The organism is Vreelandella stevensii S18214 (genome assembly GCF_000275725.1).
In the GTDB taxonomy this organism is placed as follows: Bacteria; Pseudomonadota; Gammaproteobacteria; order Pseudomonadales; family Halomonadaceae; genus Vreelandella; species Vreelandella stevensii.
In genome coordinates this window covers 144,622-162,815 of sequence record NZ_AJTS01000040.1, presented here as the reverse complement: position 1 = coordinate 162,815, position 18,194 = coordinate 144,622, and the positions used below count along the sequence as shown (strand labels likewise).

Sequence of the window (18,194 nt, the reverse complement as noted above, 5' to 3'; positions counted from 1 at the left end):
GTGCGCCTGGCGCAATGCGGGTTTTTTTGAGTATCGCTAACTGTCTGATTGTCATTGTCTTAATAGGCTTTGATTCAATCTGGCGCACCCCTTGCAACGTGAAAGGTGGATTAGCCCACGGCGGGTGAATGCCCGCTCTACGCGCCTATAACAAGCCCCTTCCAAGGGGTGCAAGGAGGTTCAAGTGACCACATCGCAACGCAAGACACACCCTCGTACCCTTGGCCGTTTCGCCACGGCCGCCTTGGCCGCCGCCATCATGGGCGCCAGCGCTCAGGCCGTTGCCCAGGACAACGACCCGATCAAGGTAGGTATTCTGCACTCCCTCTCTGGCACCATGGCAATCAGCGAATCGACCCTGAAAGACACCGTCGAAATGCTCATCGACCAGCAGAACGAAGCTGGTGGCCTGTTGGGGCGTCAGTTGGAAGCCGTGGTGGTCGACCCCGCTTCCAACTGGCCGCTGTTTGCCGAGCGCGCCCGCGAGCTGCTGGCCCAGCATGAGGTAGACGTGGTGTTCGGTAACTGGACCTCGGTATCCCGCAAGGCGGTACTGCCGGTGTTCGAAGAGCTGAACGGCCTGCTGTTCTACCCGGTACAGTACGAAGGGGAAGAGTCTTCCGAGAACGTCTTCTACACCGGCGCGGCACCCAACCAGCAGGCCGTTCCTGCGGTGGAGTACCTGATCAACGAAGTCGGGATCGAGCGTTTCGCGCTGATCGGCACCGACTACGTCTACCCGCGTACCACCAACCGGATTCTGGAGGCCTTCCTGAAGGATGAGCACGGGGTGGCCGAAGAAGACATCATGGTCAACTACACCCCGTTCGGCCATTCGGACTGGCAGAACATCGTCTCTGAAATCCGTCGTTTCGGTGAAGAGGGCAAACCCACGGCGGTGGTCTCCACCATCAACGGCGATGCCAACGTGCCGTTCTATCGTGAGCTGGCCAACCAGGGGATCGATGCTGCGGATATTCCCGTCATCGCCTTCTCGGTGGGTGAGCAGGAGCTGTCCGGTATCGATACCGGGCCGCTGGTGGGCCACCTGGCCGCCTGGAACTACTTCATGAGCGTGGACACCGACGCCAACTACGACTTCATCGACGCCTGGATCGACTGGACGGGCGATGAAGAAGCGGTCACCAACGACCCCATGGAAGCCCACTACATCGGCTTCAACATGTGGGCCGAAGCGGTGCGCAAGGCAGGCACCACCGATGTGGACGCGGTGAAAGATGCGATCATCGGCGTGACCGTGCCTAACCTTTCCGGTGGCTATGCCGCCATGATGCCCAACCACCACATCACCAAGCCGGTGTTGATCGGGGAAGTGCAGGACAACGGCCAGTTCGATATCGTCTGGCAAACGCCGTCCACCGTGGCAGGCGATGCCTGGTCGGACTTCCTACCGGGTTCTCGCGACCTGATTGCTGACTGGCGTGCACCGATGCGCTGCGGCAACTTCAACGTCGCCAACGGTTCGTGCGGTGGCAGCACCGCAGCAGAAGAAGCCGAAGCGGCACTCGCCGAGTAACGCTCTTCCCTTGCCGCGACCCGTCGCGGCAAGGGAGCACGCTACCTCTCCCCATTGATGATGACCAAAGGAAGAACCCCATGAGGCGTTTCCTTTCTGGGGTGTTGTGTCTGTTGCTGCTCAGCATGGCGACGTTGTCGCAGGCACAACCCCCCACCACACCTTCTGATGACGACGCGGCACTGGCGCTGCTGGAAGCGCTGGACGTGGAGAACTTCCGCGCCAAAGGCGACGCGATTACGGCCATTTTGCAAAGCGACGACGAGCGTGCCCGAGATTGGCTGCAAGCCTTGCTCGATGGCCGCCTGCAGCGCACCAGCGAGGGTCGCTTCGTCGTGGTGTTGAACAACACCGGGCGTGACTGGCCCGTGGCCGATGCCTTGACCGACGAGCCGCTGGGCGAGATGTCCCGCCGCGACCTCAACCGCATCGGCATCAACAACGCCCTGCGCAACCAACTGCGCAGCGCCATCGCCGTGGTTGACCTCTACTCCCCCAACGTGGAACGCCGCCGTACCTCCGCCGAGCGCCTGTTGGGCGAAGTGGACGAGACGCTGGCCGAGCCTCTGGAAGCGCTGATTGCCGAAGAAGAGGATAGCCAGGTGCAGCGCCGATTAGCGCAGGCACTGGCTATTTATCAAACCGAAGCGGGCCAGATGGAAGGCGTGGAAGCGCTGCGGGGCAGCCTGCATCCGCGTGCCCGTGTGGCGCTCAATCGCGCGGCCAATGGCGATGACCCGGTGGTCGCCGACGCGGCCAGAGAAGCGCTCCTCAGCATCGAGCAAAACCTCAAGCTCAATCGTGGCCTCGAAACGCTCTACTTTGGCCTGAGCCTGGGGTCGGTACTGGTGCTGGCGGCCATCGGCCTGGCCATCACCTTTGGCGTCATGGGCGTGATCAACATGGCCCACGGCGAGCTGATGATGCTGGGCGCCTATACCACCTGGATGATGCAGCAACTGCTGCCGGGCCAGCCGGGGCTGGCGCTGATTCTTTCCATTCCGGCGGGCTTCATGGTGGCCGCCCTGGTGGGCATTGCCATCGAACGGGGCGTGATCCAGTTCCTCAAGGGCCGCCCGCTGGAAACGCTGCTGGCCACGTTCGGTATCAGCCTGATTCTGCAGCAGCTGGTGCGCACGGTGATCTCTCCGCTCAACCGCACCGTGGTGACGCCCGAGTGGATGAGCGGCTCGCTGGTGATCAACGATGCGCTCTCGCTGACCCTCAACCGCATGTTCGTGCTCGGCTTTGCGCTGGTGGTGTTCGCCGGACTGATGCTGATCATGCGCCGCACGCGGCTGGGGCTCGAAGTGCGCGCCGTGACCCAGAACCGCGCCATGGCACGCTCCATGGGCATCCGGGCCACTCGGGTGGACATCATGACCTTCGCGCTGGGTTCCGGCGTAGCGGGGCTGGCCGGTGTGGCGCTGTCGCAGCTCACCAACGTCGGCCCCAACCTTGGCCAGAACTACATCATCGACTCGTTCATGGTGGTGGTGTTCGGTGGCGTGGGTAACCTGTGGGGCACGCTGGTGGCGGGGCTTTCACTGGGTATCATCAACCAGGTGCTGGAGCCTTGGGCGGGTGCCGTGCTGGCCAAGATCATCGTGCTGGTGTTCATCATCCTGTTCATTCAAAAACGCCCGCGTGGACTCTTCCCGCAGAAGGGCCGGGCTGCGGAGGGCTAACCCATCATGATGACATCTTCTTCTCAACGGTTCTGGCTGCTACGCCCGTTCGGCGAACGGGCCACCCAGCTCTTTCTCGGCGTGCTGCTGGCCGCCCTGGTGCTGGTCACCGTACTGCACGTGGCAGTGCCGCAAGGGCATCCGCTGCATGTCAACGCCTACACCGTGAACCTGTTCGGCAAGTACCTGAGCTATGCGCTGCTGGCCGTGGCGGTGGACCTGGTGTGGGGCTATCTGGGCATTCTGAGCCTGGGCCACGGAGCGTTCTTCGCCATTGGCGGCTACGCCATGGGCATGTACCTGATGCGCCAGATTGGCGACCGTGGCACCTATGGCCACCCGGTCCTGCCCGACTTCATGGTGTTTCTGAACTGGGACAGCCTGCCCTGGTACTGGCTGGGCTTCGATATGGCCTGGTTCGCCTTTGCCATGGTGCTGCTGGCCCCTGGCCTGCTGGCGCTGGTGTTCGGCTTCCTGGCGTTCCGTTCGCGGGTGACCGGGGTGTATCTGTCGATCATCACCCAGGCGCTGACGTTTGCCCTGATGCTGGCTTTCTTCCGCAACGAGATGGGCTTCGGCGGCAACAATGGCCTCACCGATTTCCGTGAGCTGCTGGGCTTCAACCTGCGCAGCAACGACACGCGGCTGGGGCTGTTCATTGCCACTGGGGTGGCGCTGGCGCTGGGCTACATCCTCTGCCGTGCCATTGTCACCAGCAAGCTGGGCCGCGTGTGCGTGGCCACCCGCGATGCCGAAGCGCGTACGCGTTTCATCGGCTACCGGGTCGAACGCTTCCAGCTGTTCGTGTTCGTGGTCTCGGCCATGCTGGCGGGCCTGGCGGGGGCGCTTTATGTGCCTCAGGTAGGCATCATCAACCCCAGCGAATTCTCGCCGCTGTTCTCCATCGAAATCGTGCTCTGGGTAGCACTGGGTGGGCGAGCCACGCTGTACGGTGCCGTCATTGGGGCGATCCTGGTCAACTACGCCAAAACCGTGTTTACCGGGGTCATGCCGGATGCCTGGCTGTTTGCCCTGGGCGCGCTGTTCGTCCTGGTCACGGTCTTCCTGCCCAAGGGCGTCGCGGGCCTTTTGAGCCACGTGAAGCGCCGTCGCAAAGCCGAACAACCGCCTACGGAGGCTGCAGCATGAGCCTGATACAATCGCTGAAAGCACGCGACCGAGTATTCGACTTCATGGCGGGGGAGGCCTCGCCGGTGGACGTTCGCCACGGCCCGATTCTGTACATGGAAGACGTGACGGTGAGCTTCGATGGCTTCAAGGCCATCAATAACCTCAACCTGACCATCGACGACGGCGAGTTGCGCTGCATCATCGGCCCCAACGGGGCCGGTAAAACCACCATGATGGATATCATCACCGGCAAGACCCGCCCCAACCAGGGCAGCGTCTGGTTCGGCAGCCGCCATAACTTGCTGCAAATGAACGAGCCGGAAATCGCCAGCCTCGGCATTGGCCGCAAGTTCCAGAAGCCCACGGTGTTCGAAGCGCTCAGCGTGTTCGACAACTTGGAGCTGGCCATGGCCGCCGACAAGCGCATCTTTCCCACGCTGACCGCCCGCATGACCAGCGAGATCAGCGACCGCATCGACGACGTGCTGGACACCATCGGCCTGACCGCGTTGCGCTTCCAGCCCGCCGGGATTCTCTCCCACGGCCAGAAGCAGTGGCTGGAGATCGGAATGCTGCTGATGCAGCGCCCGCGCCTGCTGCTGGTGGACGAGCCGGTGGCCGGGATGACCGAACAGGAGATGGAGCGCACTGCCGAGCTGCTTACGGGGCTGGCTGGCAAACAGTCGGTGGTGGTGGTGGAGCACGACATGGGCTTTGTACGCTCGATTGCGCGCAAGGTGACCGTGCTGCACCAGGGCAGCGTGCTGGCCGAAGGCAGCATGGATCAGGTCTCCAATGACCCGAAAGTGGTCGAAGTGTACCTGGGCGCGGACGAGGAGGAGATGGCCTGATGCTGACCGTCGACAAGTTGAACCAGTTTTACGGCGAAAGCCACACCCTGTGGGATCTGGACCTGGAGGTGCCCACCGGGCAGTGCACCTGCGTGATGGGCCGCAACGGGGTGGGTAAAACCACCCTGATGAAAGCCATCATGGGGGAAGTGGCGGTGAAGAGCGGCCAGCTGCGCTACCAGGGCAATGATGGCGAGATCGAACTCACCAAAAAAGCCGTGGAGGCGCGCTCGCGCCTGGGTATCGGTTTCGTGCCCCAGGGGCGGCAGATTTTCCCGCTGCTGACGGTGGAGGAGAACCTGCGCACAGGGCTTGCCGCCCGAGGCGACGGGCTGAAAAAAATTCCCGAGCGCATCTACGAGCTGTTTCCGGTGCTCAAGGAGATGAAACACCGCCGTGGCGGCGATTTGTCCGGTGGGCAACAGCAGCAGCTCGCCATTGGCCGCGCGTTGGTGATCGAACCGAAACTGCTGATTCTGGACGAGCCCGGCGAGGGCATTCAGCCCAATATCGTCGCCCAGATTGGTCAGGTGATTCGCCAACTGATCAAAGAGGACGGCCTGACGGTGCTGCTGGTCGAGCAGAAGCTACCCTTCGCCCGCAAATACGCCGACCGCTTCGTGATCATGGACCGCGGCCGCCCGGTGGCCAAAGGCGCTATCAGCGAACTCTCCAACGAGCTGATCAAACAGCATTTGACGGTTTGAGTTATCCACACCCGGTTTACAGCCGTGGATCGGGTTGAAACGGCAGTTCCTCGGCGCTGGCAACGGCGTGCTCGAACAAGGGGTGGGCCGGGTTGAGCATGTAATTAAGCTCTCTCGGCACCACCACGCTGGGCAGGGCCAGCGCCAGGCTCTGGCCGGAGGCTAGCCAGCCATCGCCCAGGTCGGCGGTTTCCGCAGGTGCTGGCGCTTCCCGCCAGTTTTCGGGTAAATCTTCCGTTCCAACGCTCAAAATGCTCTGATTGGGCAGCGTCAGTCGCAGCAGCGCATAGGCATTGAGCAGCCGATAGCTTTCCAGATGCACCATGATTTCCAGCAGCGCCAACGACTCTGAGCTGGCTACATACACACAGGCATTGCCTGGGCTGTTCCAGCGCCCGCCGTAAAGCCGTGCGCCCTCGCCATCAAACGCGCTCTCCTGAAACTTGCGCTTCACCAGCCGGAAAGCGGTGACTTCGCTCATACCGACACCCCGTGCTCCAACCGTCCAATCAGGTTTAGTACCGTTTGGTACTCCGCCGAGGTGGCGCTCATTTCAACGGGGCGACGTCCGCCTAGCCCGGCATTGGGTTTAAGCAGCCAGGCGCGGGCACCCTCCGCGTCCCCCTCGAACAGATCCAGCGCCGCTTTGAAAAGCTCGGCAAAGCGATACAGCCGGTCGCTTTCCGCCATCTTGAAGCGGCCTGACTTGGCGCGGCGGCTCAGTGTGGCGGAAGGGATATCCACATAGCGCGCCAGCGCCTTCTGCTCGATACCGGATACCTTGGCAAGCCTTGGGTATACCCGGTACTCCACCCCCTCATGCAGCAGCTCATGCAGCTTACGCCCTCGGGCAGGCAGGCCAATTTGCTGCCAATAGCCGGAGGCCACGGCTTTGGTGGGTTGATATTGGGAGAAGGTAGCGGTCATTGGGGACCTCCTGTTGATATATTGCCTCTATATCAAATGGTATATTCGAGGTTGGTCTCCGCGTCAAGGCAGCGCTTGCCTCTGGGTGAGTGAACGATGAAGTTAGCGCCACAAACCGCACCAAAAGGCCCAAAACCTTGCTTTGGGTGCGTATTGACTCACCTTGTTTATGTGTAACATGGTCGCTTTCCGCAAAGGTTATCGGGTGGGGTATGCGCTACAAGGATAAACATCAGCTGGCTGCTGAGTGGTTGACGCTGCTGGAGCGTACGCCGGTGGCACTGCGCCAAGCCGTCGAGCAGCTGGCCCATGCCCGCCGGGCGCCGTTTGCCGAGCACTTTTACCGGGTCATGCTGGATGACCCCCATGCCTCGCTGTTTCTCTCCAACGAGCAGGTCGAAAAACGCCTGCATCCTTCCATGCAGCGTTGGCTCAGTGCCATGTTTGCCGTCGAGCACGCGGATCTCGAGGCGCTGGTAGAGCACCAGGAGAAAATAGGCCAGATACATGCGCGCATCGACATCCCGATAAACCTGGTACTGAGCGGTGCCCGGCAGCTGAAGCAGGTGTTTTACGAACAGATCAATCGCTCGATCCAGGCGCCGCTGTCGGCGGGCGAGGCGGCCGTGTACGTCTCTGACCATATCGACATGGCCATGGAGATCATGAGCCATGCCTATTCGGTGGCCAATAATCGCCATGCGCGCACCGAAGAAGCCTACAAGCTTTTTTCGCTCACCCAGAGTATCGGTGATGAGCGTGAACGGCAGCGGGCGGCGCTGCTCAACTGGGAAAATGCGCTGATGTTTGCCGTGGCGGCGCAGCAGGAGACCAGCGCCTTGCCCCGCCTGGCCAGCTCCGAGTTTGGCCTGTGGTATTTGCACAAGGCGTGCCATACCTTCGAAGGCGCGCCGGAGATTGCCGTCATTTCGCGACATATCCATCTGGTGGACGACCAATGGATGGCGCAGTTGACGGATGGCGACAGCGCACTGCGCCTGGCCGCGCTGAGCCATATTCGGGATGCAGCGCGCACGATTCTGATGCTGCTGGACGATATTCTGGACCGTGCCTCGGGGCTGGACGCGGGTCGCGATAGCCTCACTCGCTTGCTGAACCGTAAATTTCTGTCGGTAGTTCTGAATCGTGAAATCGAGCTGGCTCGGCGCTCGGAGAAGTGTTTTGCCTTGCTCATGGTGGACATCGATCACTTCAAGTCGATCAACGATACCCATGGCCATGATGCGGGCGATAACGTGCTGCAGCAGGTCGCCAGTATTCTGGATCGCTCTACCCGAGGCGGCGATTACGTGTTTCGGATGGGCGGTGAAGAGTTCTTGATTATTCTGGTGGATACGGACCCGGACGGAAGCCGCCTGTTCGCCGAGCGGCTACGCCAGGCCGTGGCCAAAGAGCCGATGCTGGCGGCGGCGGATACGCTGCTGAGCGTTACCGTGAGCGTAGGACTCACGTTGCACGACGGCCACCCGGATTATCAGCATTCCATGCAGCGCGCCGACCAGGCGCTCTATCAGGCAAAACGCAGTGGACGTAACCGTGTGGTCGTGCAGTGAGGTAGTGGGTTGAGGTAGTGCGTTGAGATAGTACGTTGAGATAGTACGTTGAGATAGTGCGTTGAGTGGTCAAATTGACACATGGACTGGAGCACACCACGCTTTGCTCTGATAATGAGCACCCTTGCAACTGGTCAAGCGTGTCACGAGCAAGAGCACAATAACAATCAGGATCAGCTTATCCCATGACGAATCGGTGGCATCGACAGAGAGATCAGCGCAAGGGTAGCGTCACTGCTATCGTAGTGTCGTATGTTATCCTTTTGCACGTCCTGTTCGGTGCCTATGCACAGGCAGCGCTGCTTGGCGATGGCGCTCACTCTCCATTGTTCGTGCTATGTGACCCCCATGGTGTGGCGGCCAATCAGGACGGCAGGTCAGAGACCTCGGGCTCCAGCGAACTCAATAACCTCCTGTGCAAGTCGGCCTGCGCACTGGGTGCGGGACTCACGAGCGTACCGCAAGGCATTATCACGTTGGCCGGCATGGAGGCCTTGCCTCCTTATAATGGAGTTTTCCATGTTCATGCTTCGTACAGCACTGTTTTCCTCGCTGCTATTGGTCAGCACCACTCTGCTTGCCCATCACGGCGGTTCTCATGATGGGGATTCGGGGGATCACGACTCACGCATTGAAATTTCTCAGCCCTGGACTCGTGCTACGCCACCTGGCGCAGGCGCAGGAGGTGGTTTTGTCACGATTACCAATCATGGCGATCAGGATGACCGCCTGATGGGTGTTACCACACCTATTACCGAGCACAGTGAAATTCACACCATGGAAATGGATGGCGATGTGATGCGTATGGCGCCCCTGCCTGGCGGTATCGAATTGCCCGCAGGCAGTACGGTAACGCTGGCACCGGGTGGGCTGCATCTCATGTTCATGGAGCTACCAGCGCCGATCGTGGAGGGAGAACCTGTGCCCGTCACGCTGGAGTTTCAGCATGCCCCAAGTATCGATGTAGAGCTGCACGTCTTGCCGCCGGGTGCCTCGCCTGAAGGTGCTGCTTCGGAAGGGATGTCGCACAGCCACCCAGTGCACTGATGCAGCGCCGCGACGTTGCGCTGCTTTCCATTGGCTCGTTGGTATTGCTACTGACGTTGGCCGTGTTTTTTGTGGTCTTCGGCCGTCAATCCGAGGGCCCGACGCTGGCCGAGCTGGGTGGGCAATTTCAGTTGGTGGATACTGAAGGTGGGGTCGTTACGCAAGATGAGCTGATCGGAAAGCCGACACTGTTGTTTTTTGGCTTTACCTACTGCCCGGATGTTTGCCCTAACACGCTGTTCAAACTCTCGCGTTTGATTCAGCAGTTGGGGCCACAGGCAGATCAGTTCAACTATCTCTTTGTTTCTCTGGACTGGCAGCGTGATGGCCCTGAACAGCTGGCGCGCTACCTTTCGGTGTTCGACGAGCGCATACGAGGTCTGTCTGGAAACGAGGCACAAATTGACGCAATGGCTGACGCCTATCAGGTTCAGTACGAGCGTGTGTCACTCGGACAAGGCGATTACACCCTCAGCCATACGGCTGCCACCTACCTATTGGATCGCGAAGGCAACGTCGTGGGCACTCTGGCCTACGACTTCGACCCGGAGTTTGCCAAGGCATCCCTGATATCCTTACTGTCATCTTCCGCGCCGCTGCATCGCGGCGAGCAGCGACACCCCTAAGGAGGCGTGGCCACTGGGTAACAGGTGGGCAAGGCACTAAGAGGGTGTCTACAAACCAATACGGTTAGCTCATTGCGTCACGGTGTCGCGCAAGCCTTGGCATGCCTTTTTTTGGTGCGTACTTAAAGCGCTGCGCTTTTTTATGTGCTTTTTTGGTGCAAAAGGCGACTGGTTTCCCTGGTGGGAGGGGCTGCCAGCAAAGAGCCTATGCCGAGACAAGGGCTATGACAGGGGCTATGGCAAGGGCTATGGCGGCGCCTTCACCATTTTGGCGCACTCCTTGCATTTGTAAGCCAATGATTTATCCACAAGGAAGCGACAGCGCCCATGATATTGAGCGAACTCGCCCTACCCGCTGCTGGTTCCGGCCACCGCTTTGACGCCGAGCGCCGCTGGGCCGCCTCGTTGGCCCTGCGTTTTGCCAACCGCGATGGCGTGACCCGATTAGTGCAAGCGCGCCACCAAGGTCCGTTACGGGTACAGCGCCCCTTCTACCCAGAAGGCAGCCAGGAAGCGTGCCACGTTTACGTATTGCACCCGCCCGGCGGGCTGGTGAGCGGTGATGCGCTGACCATCCGTGCTCATATCGAGCGCGAAGCCCATGCGCTGCTCACCACCCCTGCTGCCAATAAGCTCTACAAAGCCGACAGCCAAGGCGTGGCCTGGACACAGCACACCGAGCTGACGGTAGAAGAGGGCGGCACCTTAGAGTGGCTGCCCCAGGAAACCATCGCGTTTAACGGCTCTAAAGGCAGCCAGCACACTCATATCGCGCTGCAGGGCAGTGCCCGCTGCCTGGGCTGGGAAGTGATGGCGCTTGGCCGCCCGGCCAGCGATTTACCCTATGTTTCCGGGCAGATCGAGCAGCACTTCCGCCTGACCCTGGACGGCAAGCCGCTATGGCTGGAGCGCCAGCCACTGGACCCCGCACACCCGCGCTTCGTGGGCCGCTGGGGGCAGGGCGGCGCGACGGTGCAGGCCACGCTGTGGGCCGTGGGGCTCGATGATGCCCCGGCGGCCATCGAAGTACTGCGCGAGGCGCTGCCGGATAACCCCCGCTGGGCAGTGACGGAGCGCCATGGCGTACTGCTGATGCGCTATTTAGGTGCATCCCGAAACGAAGCCTGGGCCCTGTGTGAACACGCCTGGCAGCTACTACGCCCGCGCTGGATCGAACGCGAAGCGCATACGCCGCGCATTTGGCTAACCTGATTGGCAACACGCTGATAACGCTGGAGACACTCCATGGAACTGACCCCACGAGACAAAGACAAGCTGATGCTGTTTACCGCCGCCCAGCTTGCCGAGCGCCGCAAAGCGCGTGGTTTAAAACTGAACTACCCCGAAGCGGTAGCGCTGATCAGCTTTGAGATTATGGAAGGCGCGCGAGATGGCCGCAGCGTGGCGGATTTAATGAGCTACGGCCGCGAAATCCTCACCCGAGACGACGTGATGGAAGGCGTGGCGGAGATGGTCGATGAAGTACAGGTGGAAGCCACCTTCCCCGATGGCACCAAGTTGGTCACCGTCCACACCCCTATCAACTAACCGTCCACCGCTAGGAGAGCGCCATGATTCCAGGACAGTATCAGTTACAAGAGGGTGATATCGAGCTGTGCGCGGGTCGAGAACGAATCACCGTCGAGGTGGCCAACACCGGCGACCGCCCCATTCAGCTAGGCTCCCACTACCACTTTGCCGAAGCCAACCCCGCGCTGGTGTTTGACCGCGATAAAACCCGTGGCTACCGGCTGGACGTCGCCGCAGGCACCGCCATCCGCTTCGAACCCGGCCAAACCCGCGCAGTCACGCTGATTCCGTTTGTCGGCAAGCGGGAAATCTACGGCTTCCGTGGTGATGTGATGGGGCCGCTGGATCGTCCTCTGAAAAGCTAATGGCGTCAGGCGATTAGGCACCGGCAGGCCATCGCTCATGGGACTGTCTGCGGCATGGATGCCGCAGCCAAGCGTACAGGGACGTATTCACAGCGTGTCCCATGAGTGATGGCCTCTCCAGTGCCAAGCTTCATCTTCTAGGAGAGGCAACACATGAAATCGGTAAACAAAATCAGTCGGCGCGCCTACGCCGATATGTACGGCCCCACGGTAGGCGACCGCGTGCGCTTGGGCGACACCGAGCTATGGATTCAAGTCGAAAAAGACGCCACCCACTACGGTGAAGAAGTGAAGTTCGGCGGCGGCAAGGTGATCCGCGATGGCATGGGCCAAAGCCAGCGCCAGGATGCCTCGGTGATGGACACCGTGATCACTAACGCGCTGATTCTCGACTGGTGGGGCATCGTCAAAGCCGATGTGGGGCTGCAAAATGGTCGCATCGCCGCCATTGGCAAGGCAGGCAACCCCGACACCCAGCCCGATGTCGAGATCGTCATTGGCCCCGGCACCGAAGTGATTGCCGGTGAAGGCAAGATCCTCACCGCAGGCGGCATCGACGCGCATATCCACTTCATCTGCCCCCAGCAGGTGGAAGAAGCGCTGATGAGCGGTGTCACCACCATGCTGGGCGGCGGCACCGGCCCCGCCACGGGCTCCAACGCCACCACCTGCACCCCCGGCGAGTGGCACATTGGCAAGATGCTTCAAGCGGTGGACGACCTGCCCATGAACATCGGTCTGCTCGGCAAAGGCAACGCCAGCCTGCCGGAAGGGCTCGAAGCACAGCTGGAAGCGGGCGCGATGGGTCTCAAGCTGCATGAAGACTGGGGCACCACCCCCGCCTCGATTGATACCTGCCTGAGCGTGGCGGAAAAGTACGATGTGCAGATCGCCATTCACACCGATACGCTCAACGAATCTGGCTTCGTGGAGGACACCCTGGCGGCCTTCAAAGAACGCGGCATCCACACCTACCACACCGAAGGTGCAGGCGGCGGCCACGCCCCGGACATTCTCACTGCCTGCTCCAAGGAGTACGTGCTGCCGTCCTCCACCAACCCCACGCGGCCCTACACGGTGAACACCATCGACGAGCACCTGGACATGCTCATGGTCTGCCACCACCTGGACCCCAATATTCCCGAAGACGTGGCCTTTGCCGATTCACGTATTCGTCGCGAAACCATCGCCGCCGAGGATATCCTCCACGACCTGGGCGTGATCTCAATGATTGCCTCCGACTCCCAGGCCATGGGCCGGGTGGGTGAAGTGGTCTGCCGCACCTGGCAAACGGCCCATAAAATGAAGGTGCAGCGCGGCCTGTTGCCGGAAGATGAAGCGCTGGGGGCCGACAACCTGCGCGCCAAGCGCTATATCGCCAAATACACCATCAACCCCGCCATTACTCACGGCATCGCCCATGAAGTTGGCTCCATTGAGGTGGGCAAACTGGCCGATTTGGTGCTGTGGAAGCCCGCCTTCTTCGGCGTCAAACCGGCGCTGATTTTGAAAGGCGGCATGATTGCCGGAGCGCCCATGGGCGACCCCAACGCCTCGATTCCCACGCCGCAGCCGGTGCACTATCGCCCCATGTTCGGCACCTTTGGCCGGGCGGCCAGCCAGGTAAGGCTCAACTTCGTCAGCCAGGCGGCTATCGATGCGGGCATCAAGGAGCGGCTGGGCCTGCAAAGTACGCTGTCGGCCTGCAAGAACGTGCGCGGCGTGCGCAAGAAAGACATGAAGCTCAACGACGCTTGCCCAGAGCTCACCGTCGACCCGCAAACCTACGAAGTGCGCTGCGACGGCGAACTGCTCACCTGTGAGCCCGCGACTGAACTGCCGCTGGCGCAGCGGTATCACTTGTTTTGAATGTAAGACATATCCTAGGCGACACGAGAGCCGGGGGCAGCCCGTAGAGAGGGTCTTTTGCCATGGATGGCAAAAGTAGCGTACAGGGAGGTATTTACAGCGCCCTCTCGTAGGGCTGCTCCCGGCGAGCCCCCCCAAGGCTATAACAGGACGATATCGATGTTGAAACTGATTGAACGCCTCGGCCCCGTAGATGAGGACACCGCCAGCGACACGCTGACACTGCCCTTCGAGCTGCGCATTCGTGGCCGCTTGAAAGCCGAAAGCGACAGCGGCCAGCCGCTGGGCCTGTTTCTGGATCGCGGCCCGGTATTGCGCGATGGTGAAGGCCTGAAAGCCGAAAATGGTGAGATCGTGCGCATTTGTGCCGCCATCGAGCCCGTGGTGACCGCGCGAGTGAGTACTGGCTTACCCCTGGCACGGCTGGCGTACCACCTCGGCAATCGCCATGTGCAGCTGGCGCTGGGAGAAGACCAGCAGGGCGGCTGGGTGCGTTTCCCACCCGACCACGTTCTCGAAGAGCTGGCCGAGCTGCTGGGCGCGACGCTCGAGCACCACAACGCCACCTTCGACCCCGAGCCGGGCGCCTATAACCAGGTGGGGGGTGGGCATTCGCACGGCCATGGTCATAGCCATGGCCACGGGCATTCCCATGCTCACGACCACGACCACGACCACGACCATGGACATGGACATGGACACAGCCATGCCCACTAAGCCAGACACCTCGCCGGACCTGGCGCTGCTGGGCTTGCTGCAACTGGTGAGCCCGGCGCTGCCCATCGGCGCCTTCGCCTTTTCCCAAGGGCTGGAAAGCGCCTTCGAGCTGGGCTGGGTCCGCGATGAAGAGAGCCTGAGCGAGTGGCTGTCTGGGGTGCTGGAAGATGGCCTGACCCGCTGTGAGCTGCCGGTGATCGACCGGCTATACGGCGCCTTTGCCGACCAGCAAGGCGACACGGTCGCCGAGTGGGACCACTGGCTGGCCGCTACCCGTGAAACCGCCGAACTGGCCGCAGAGGATAGCCGCCTGGGCGCGTCACTCACGCGGCTGCTGGGCAGCCTGGCGCTATTGCCAAACGATGAACGGCTGCCAGGTGAAGACTCACTGACGCCGCTTTTGCCACCGCAGGCGGGTTACGTCACGATGTTCAGCTGGGCAGCTTATCAACGGGGCATTCCCGTTCACCAGGCGCAGCTGGGGTTTGCCTGGGCCTGGCTGGAAAACCAGCTGGCCGTGGCCTGTAAAGCGCTGCCGTTGGGGCATACCGCGGCGCAACGTATCATCGAGCGGTTACGCAGCGAACTGGTCGTGGCCGTCGACCGGGCGAAGTACCTGGACGACGACGCGCTGGGCCCCGTGCTGCCCGGTGTGGCCCTGGCCAGCGCCCTGCATGAAACCCAATACTCCCGTTTATTTAGAAGTTAACTGGCATCATTCAGGAGAAGACAATGACTCACTGTTTACGCGTTGGCGTGGGTGGCCCGGTTGGTTCCGGCAAAACCGCGCTGCTCAAGCAGCTCTGTTCGGCACTGCGCGACCACTACGATATTGCCGTGGTCACCAACGATATCTACACCCGCGAAGACGCCGACTTCCTGCTGCGCCACGATGCGCTGCCAGCCGACCGCATCCTGGGGGTGGAAACCGGCGGCTGCCCGCACACGGCGATTCGGGAAGATGCTTCGATGAACCTGGCGGCCATTGACGAGCTGCACGCCCGCCACCCCAGCCTGGAGCTGGTGCTGGTAGAGTCCGGTGGCGACAACCTCTCCGCCACCTTCAGCCCCGAGCTTTCCGATCTCACCCTGTACGTGATCGACGTCTCCGCAGGCGACAAGATTCCACGCAAGGGTGGCCCGGGCATCACCAAGTCGGACCTGCTGATCATCAACAAGATCGATATTGCCGAGCAGGTGCATGCGTCGCTGGAAGTGATGGAGCGAGACTCGAAGAAAATGCGCGGCGAACGCCCGTTCGTGTTCACCAATCTCTACGATGGCGTCGGCCTCGAAGAGATCATCCGCTTTATTCTCGACAAAGGCATGCTGGAAGAGCGGCGCCCAGCGGCAGCAAGCGCCTGATAAAAAGCTGCCCTGACCAGGCGGTAAGCGGTCAGGGCAGCGGAAAAACGTGGTTGGCGTCGTGTCAAAACGGGCCGTCCCTGGCCACCACTCAGCTACATTGAACTGATAACTCCCTGATAACCTTAACCTAGGTTATGAAAACGCCTGTCGGCTATTAATTATTTGTTAGCAAATTAATAAATGTCGCAAAATGGCTAAAGATGACACATTGAACCTCTGTGGTTGGCCTCAGTTGCTGTAAATGGCGATGCCACTAACGGTGACGCTGGCGCAGGTGGTTGATCACGCCACCTTGCGCAATCAGCTCCCGTTGGCGGGGGCTGAGCCCATGATGCAGCGTCAGCTCGCCCTTGCCGGGGATATGCGCGGTCAGCGTGTCCCCGCGTTCCAGCTGCGCGTAGAGCCCCTCGATCACCAGGCAGTCGCCCTGGGCTAACCGGGCGCTGTCTTCCTCGCGGGTAAAGGTGAGGGGCAGGGCACCAAAGCAGATCAGATTTTGCCAGTGAATCCGCGCAAAACTCTTCGCGACCACCACCTGTAGCCCCAAATAGCGTGGTACCAGTGCGGCATTCTCGCGGCTGGAACCCTGGCCGTAATTCGTTCCTCCGATAATCGCGTGTCCACCCTGGGTGCGAGTGCTCTCTGCGCGCTCGGCGTAGTGCGGGTCGACTGCCTCGAAGGTGAAGGGGGCCGAGGCATACACGCTGCTCCAGTAGGGCAGCACCCGCTGCCCGGCAGGCATGATGTCATCGGTGGAGATATTGTCGCCGGTGACCAGGAGCACCGGCACTTCCAGGCGGTCCGGCAATGGGGCGAGCTCTGGCAGCGCCGGGGTGTTGTCGGTCTTCTGCAGCGCTTTCAGCTTTGCTTCATGGGGAGGCAGCGGCGCGTTGAACAGGGCACGGTTCACCTCGATTCGGGCGGGCTCCTGGGGGCGAGGGTAGGGCATGTCGAGGGTGCGTGGGTCGGTGATCACCCCGGCCACCGCTGAGGCGGCGGCGGTTTCCGGGCTGCACAAAAATACGCTGTCTTCCCGCGTGCCGGAGCGCCCGGGAAAATTGCGCGGCACGGTACGCAGGCTGTTGAGCCCCACGGCGGGCGCTTGCCCCATCCCGATACAGCCATTACAGCCCGCCTGGTGCAGCCGCGCGCCGCTGGCGACCAGATCGGCCAGGTAGCCCTGCTCGATGAGCGAGGTCAGCACCTGGCGGGAAGAGGGATTGATATCCAGCGAAACGCCGTCGGCCACCTGCTTGCCGCGCACGATCTCGGCCACCACGGCAAAATCGCGGAAGCCGGGGTTGCCCGACGAGCCGATGTACGCCTGATGCAGCGGCTGGCCCGCCGCCTCGCGCACGGTGACGACGTTATCCGGGCTGGAGGGCAGCGCAATCATGGGTTCCAGCTGGCTGAGGTCGAGGGTCTCGTGCAGGTCGTAGTGGCAGCCGGGCTCGGCAGCCAGCGGGCTCCAGTCGGCTTCCCGGCCTCGGGAGGCCAAAAAGCGCCGGGTCTCGTCATCGCTGGGGAACACCGTGGCCGTGGCTCCCATCTCGGTGCCCATGTTGGCCAGCACATGGCGGTCCATGGCGGAAAGGTGGGCAAGCCCCGGCCCGTAATACTCGATGATGGTGTTCTTGCCGCCCGCCACGCCGTGGCGGCGCAGCAGTTCCAGTACGATGTCCTTCGCCGAGACCCAGTCGGGCAGCTGGCCTTCCAGCTTGATGCCCCAAATCTTCGGCATGGTGATGTACAGCGGCTCGCCTGCCATGGCCATGGCCACTTCGATGCCGCCCGCACCAATCGCCAGCATGCCGAGGGCACCCGCCGCCGTGGTGTGACTGTCGCAACCGACGATGGACTCGCCGGGCACACCGAAGTTTTCCATGTGCACCGGATGGCTGATGCCGTTACCGGGGCCTGAGTACCACACGCCAAAGCGCTCGCAGGCACTTTTCAGAAACAGGTAGGTTTCGGCGTTCAGGTTGTCGGCCTGGACGAGGCCGTGGTCGATGTACTGAACGCTGGGCTCGGTGTGTACACGGTCGAGCCCCATGGCTTCCAGCTCCAGCATGACCAGCGTGCCCAGCACGTCTTGCAGCAGGGCCTGGTTGATGCGCAGGGCGATTTCACTTCCAGGGGTCAGCTCGCCGCTGACCAAGTGACGTTGAAGCAGCTGTTGGGCAAGGTTTGACGGCGGAACAGGGGAGGATGCGGTCATGGTCATTCACCAGGTTGTCGTTGTTATCGATGGCACAGA

Annotated in this window: 18 protein-coding genes; 15 read left to right on the top strand and 3 right to left on the bottom strand. The window is 61.4% G+C overall.

What is annotated here, in order from left to right; all coding sequences use genetic code 11:
- The first annotated feature begins 184 nt into the window (after positions 1-184).
- The 5 genes from urtA to urtE all read left to right on the top strand — a co-directional run bounded on the left by urtA (position 185) and on the right by urtE (position 5,914).
- Positions 185-1,537, top strand: a complete 1,353-nt coding sequence (gene urtA / locus HSS18214_RS0111120) for an urea ABC transporter substrate-binding protein (RefSeq protein ID WP_016915371.1) — start codon at positions 185-187, stop codon at positions 1,535-1,537.
- 80 nt (positions 1,538-1,617) lie between these two features.
- A complete protein-coding gene (gene urtB, locus HSS18214_RS0111115; protein ID WP_016915370.1) occupies positions 1,618-3,225 on the top strand; it encodes an urea ABC transporter permease subunit UrtB in 1,608 nt (535 codons plus the stop codon).
- 6 nt (positions 3,226-3,231) lie between these two features.
- Positions 3,232-4,374 (top strand): urea ABC transporter permease subunit UrtC, encoded by a 1,143-nt coding sequence (gene urtC / locus HSS18214_RS0111110; protein ID WP_016915369.1) that lies wholly within the window; start codon positions 3,232-3,234, stop codon positions 4,372-4,374.
- The gene (gene urtD / locus HSS18214_RS0111105) at positions 4,371-5,207 is read left to right on the top strand and encodes an urea ABC transporter ATP-binding protein UrtD (RefSeq protein ID WP_016915368.1); all 837 of its coding nucleotides are present in this window, start codon (positions 4,371-4,373) and stop codon (positions 5,205-5,207) included. Before urtC ends, urtD begins: the two co-directional genes overlap by 4 nt.
- Positions 5,207-5,914 (top strand): urea ABC transporter ATP-binding subunit UrtE, encoded by a 708-nt coding sequence (gene urtE, locus HSS18214_RS0111100; RefSeq protein WP_016915367.1) that lies wholly within the window; start codon positions 5,207-5,209, stop codon positions 5,912-5,914. Before urtD ends, urtE begins: the two co-directional genes overlap by 1 nt.
- A gap of 16 nt (positions 5,915-5,930) precedes the next feature.
- Here the strand turns inward: urtE and HSS18214_RS0111095 are convergent, their stop codons facing one another.
- Positions 5,931-6,395: an RES family NAD+ phosphorylase gene (locus HSS18214_RS0111095; protein WP_016915366.1), complete on the bottom strand. Its 465-nt coding sequence runs from the start codon at positions 6,393-6,395 to the stop codon at positions 5,931-5,933.
- Positions 6,392-6,841 (bottom strand): Xre family toxin-antitoxin system antitoxin, encoded by a 450-nt coding sequence (locus tag HSS18214_RS0111090; protein WP_016915365.1) that lies wholly within the window; start codon positions 6,839-6,841, stop codon positions 6,392-6,394. The genes HSS18214_RS0111095 and HSS18214_RS0111090 overlap by 4 nt, the downstream gene beginning before the upstream one ends.
- A gap of 212 nt (positions 6,842-7,053) precedes the next feature.
- On the opposite strand from HSS18214_RS0111090, the gene HSS18214_RS0111085 reads away from it, so the two are divergent.
- The 10 genes from HSS18214_RS0111085 to ureG all read left to right on the top strand — a co-directional run bounded on the left by HSS18214_RS0111085 (position 7,054) and on the right by ureG (position 15,934).
- A complete protein-coding gene (locus tag HSS18214_RS0111085) occupies positions 7,054-8,415 on the top strand; it encodes a diguanylate cyclase (protein WP_016915364.1) in 1,362 nt (453 codons plus the stop codon).
- A 519-nt stretch (positions 8,416-8,934) separates the two neighbouring features.
- Positions 8,935-9,462: a copper chaperone PCu(A)C gene (locus HSS18214_RS0111080; protein WP_016915363.1), complete on the top strand. Its 528-nt coding sequence runs from the start codon at positions 8,935-8,937 to the stop codon at positions 9,460-9,462.
- Positions 9,462-10,088: an SCO family protein gene (locus HSS18214_RS0111075; protein ID WP_016915362.1), complete on the top strand. Its 627-nt coding sequence runs from the start codon at positions 9,462-9,464 to the stop codon at positions 10,086-10,088. The genes HSS18214_RS0111080 and HSS18214_RS0111075 overlap by 1 nt, the downstream gene beginning before the upstream one ends.
- A 327-nt stretch (positions 10,089-10,415) precedes the next feature.
- Entirely contained in the window at positions 10,416-11,300 is an 885-nt protein-coding gene (locus HSS18214_RS0111065; RefSeq protein WP_016915360.1) for an urease accessory protein UreD, read from the top strand.
- A 33-nt stretch (positions 11,301-11,333) separates the two neighbouring features.
- Positions 11,334-11,636 (top strand): urease subunit gamma, encoded by a 303-nt coding sequence (ureA, locus tag HSS18214_RS0111060; RefSeq protein WP_016915359.1) that lies wholly within the window; start codon positions 11,334-11,336, stop codon positions 11,634-11,636.
- 23 nt (positions 11,637-11,659) lie between these two features.
- The gene (locus HSS18214_RS0111055; protein WP_016915358.1) at positions 11,660-11,983 is read left to right on the top strand and encodes an urease subunit beta; all 324 of its coding nucleotides are present in this window, start codon (positions 11,660-11,662) and stop codon (positions 11,981-11,983) included.
- A 153-nt stretch (positions 11,984-12,136) separates the two neighbouring features.
- Entirely contained in the window at positions 12,137-13,852 is a 1,716-nt protein-coding gene (gene ureC, locus HSS18214_RS0111050) for an urease subunit alpha (protein WP_016915357.1), read from the top strand.
- Positions 13,853-14,011: 159 nt separating this feature from the next.
- On the top strand, positions 14,012-14,569 hold the full coding sequence (gene ureE, locus HSS18214_RS0111045; protein WP_016915356.1) for an urease accessory protein UreE: 558 nt from the start codon (positions 14,012-14,014) through the stop codon (positions 14,567-14,569).
- Positions 14,559-15,278 (top strand): urease accessory protein UreF, encoded by a 720-nt coding sequence (locus HSS18214_RS0111040; protein WP_016915355.1) that lies wholly within the window; start codon positions 14,559-14,561, stop codon positions 15,276-15,278. Before ureE ends, HSS18214_RS0111040 begins: the two co-directional genes overlap by 11 nt.
- Before the next feature lie 23 nt (positions 15,279-15,301).
- Positions 15,302-15,934 carry an urease accessory protein UreG gene (ureG, locus tag HSS18214_RS0111035; RefSeq protein ID WP_016915354.1) on the top strand — a complete coding sequence of 211 codons (633 nt, stop codon included), beginning with the start codon at positions 15,302-15,304 and terminating at the stop codon, positions 15,932-15,934.
- A 256-nt stretch (positions 15,935-16,190) separates the two neighbouring features.
- Here the strand turns inward: ureG and HSS18214_RS0111030 are convergent, their stop codons facing one another.
- Positions 16,191-18,155, bottom strand: a complete 1,965-nt coding sequence (locus HSS18214_RS0111030) for an aconitate hydratase (protein WP_026001883.1) — start codon at positions 18,153-18,155, stop codon at positions 16,191-16,193.
- Positions 18,156-18,194 lie beyond the last annotated feature (39 nt).

What these genes read in the sequence shown, in the direction of transcription:
- ureC (WP_016915357.1), top strand. Translation starts at nt 12,137, where the DNA reads ATGAAATCGGTAAACAAAATCAGTCGGCGCGCCTACGCCGATATGTAC.
- HSS18214_RS0111090 (WP_016915365.1), bottom strand. Translation starts at nt 6,841, where the DNA reads ATGACCGCTACCTTCTCCCAATATCAACCCACCAAAGCCGTGGCCTCC.
- ureA (WP_016915359.1), top strand. Translation starts at nt 11,334, where the DNA reads ATGGAACTGACCCCACGAGACAAAGACAAGCTGATGCTGTTTACCGCC.
- HSS18214_RS0111080 (WP_016915363.1), top strand. Translation starts at nt 8,935, where the DNA reads ATGTTCATGCTTCGTACAGCACTGTTTTCCTCGCTGCTATTGGTCAGC.
- HSS18214_RS0111030 (WP_026001883.1), bottom strand. Translation starts at nt 18,155, where the DNA reads ATGACCGCATCCTCCCCTGTTCCGCCGTCAAACCTTGCCCAACAGCTG.
- ureG (WP_016915354.1), top strand. Translation starts at nt 15,302, where the DNA reads ATGACTCACTGTTTACGCGTTGGCGTGGGTGGCCCGGTTGGTTCCGGC.
- HSS18214_RS0111085 (WP_016915364.1), top strand. Translation starts at nt 7,054, where the DNA reads ATGCGCTACAAGGATAAACATCAGCTGGCTGCTGAGTGGTTGACGCTG.
- HSS18214_RS0111075 (WP_016915362.1), top strand. Translation starts at nt 9,462, where the DNA reads ATGCAGCGCCGCGACGTTGCGCTGCTTTCCATTGGCTCGTTGGTATTG.
- HSS18214_RS0111065 (WP_016915360.1), top strand. Translation starts at nt 10,416, where the DNA reads ATGATATTGAGCGAACTCGCCCTACCCGCTGCTGGTTCCGGCCACCGC.
- urtC (WP_016915369.1), top strand. Translation starts at nt 3,232, where the DNA reads ATGATGACATCTTCTTCTCAACGGTTCTGGCTGCTACGCCCGTTCGGC.
- urtD (WP_016915368.1), top strand. Translation starts at nt 4,371, where the DNA reads ATGAGCCTGATACAATCGCTGAAAGCACGCGACCGAGTATTCGACTTC.
- urtE (WP_016915367.1), top strand. Translation starts at nt 5,207, where the DNA reads ATGCTGACCGTCGACAAGTTGAACCAGTTTTACGGCGAAAGCCACACC.
- urtB (WP_016915370.1), top strand. Translation starts at nt 1,618, where the DNA reads ATGAGGCGTTTCCTTTCTGGGGTGTTGTGTCTGTTGCTGCTCAGCATG.
- HSS18214_RS0111095 (WP_016915366.1), bottom strand. Translation starts at nt 6,395, where the DNA reads ATGAGCGAAGTCACCGCTTTCCGGCTGGTGAAGCGCAAGTTTCAGGAG.
- HSS18214_RS0111055 (WP_016915358.1), top strand. Translation starts at nt 11,660, where the DNA reads ATGATTCCAGGACAGTATCAGTTACAAGAGGGTGATATCGAGCTGTGC.
- HSS18214_RS0111040 (WP_016915355.1), top strand. Translation starts at nt 14,559, where the DNA reads ATGCCCACTAAGCCAGACACCTCGCCGGACCTGGCGCTGCTGGGCTTG.
- ureE (WP_016915356.1), top strand. Translation starts at nt 14,012, where the DNA reads ATGTTGAAACTGATTGAACGCCTCGGCCCCGTAGATGAGGACACCGCC.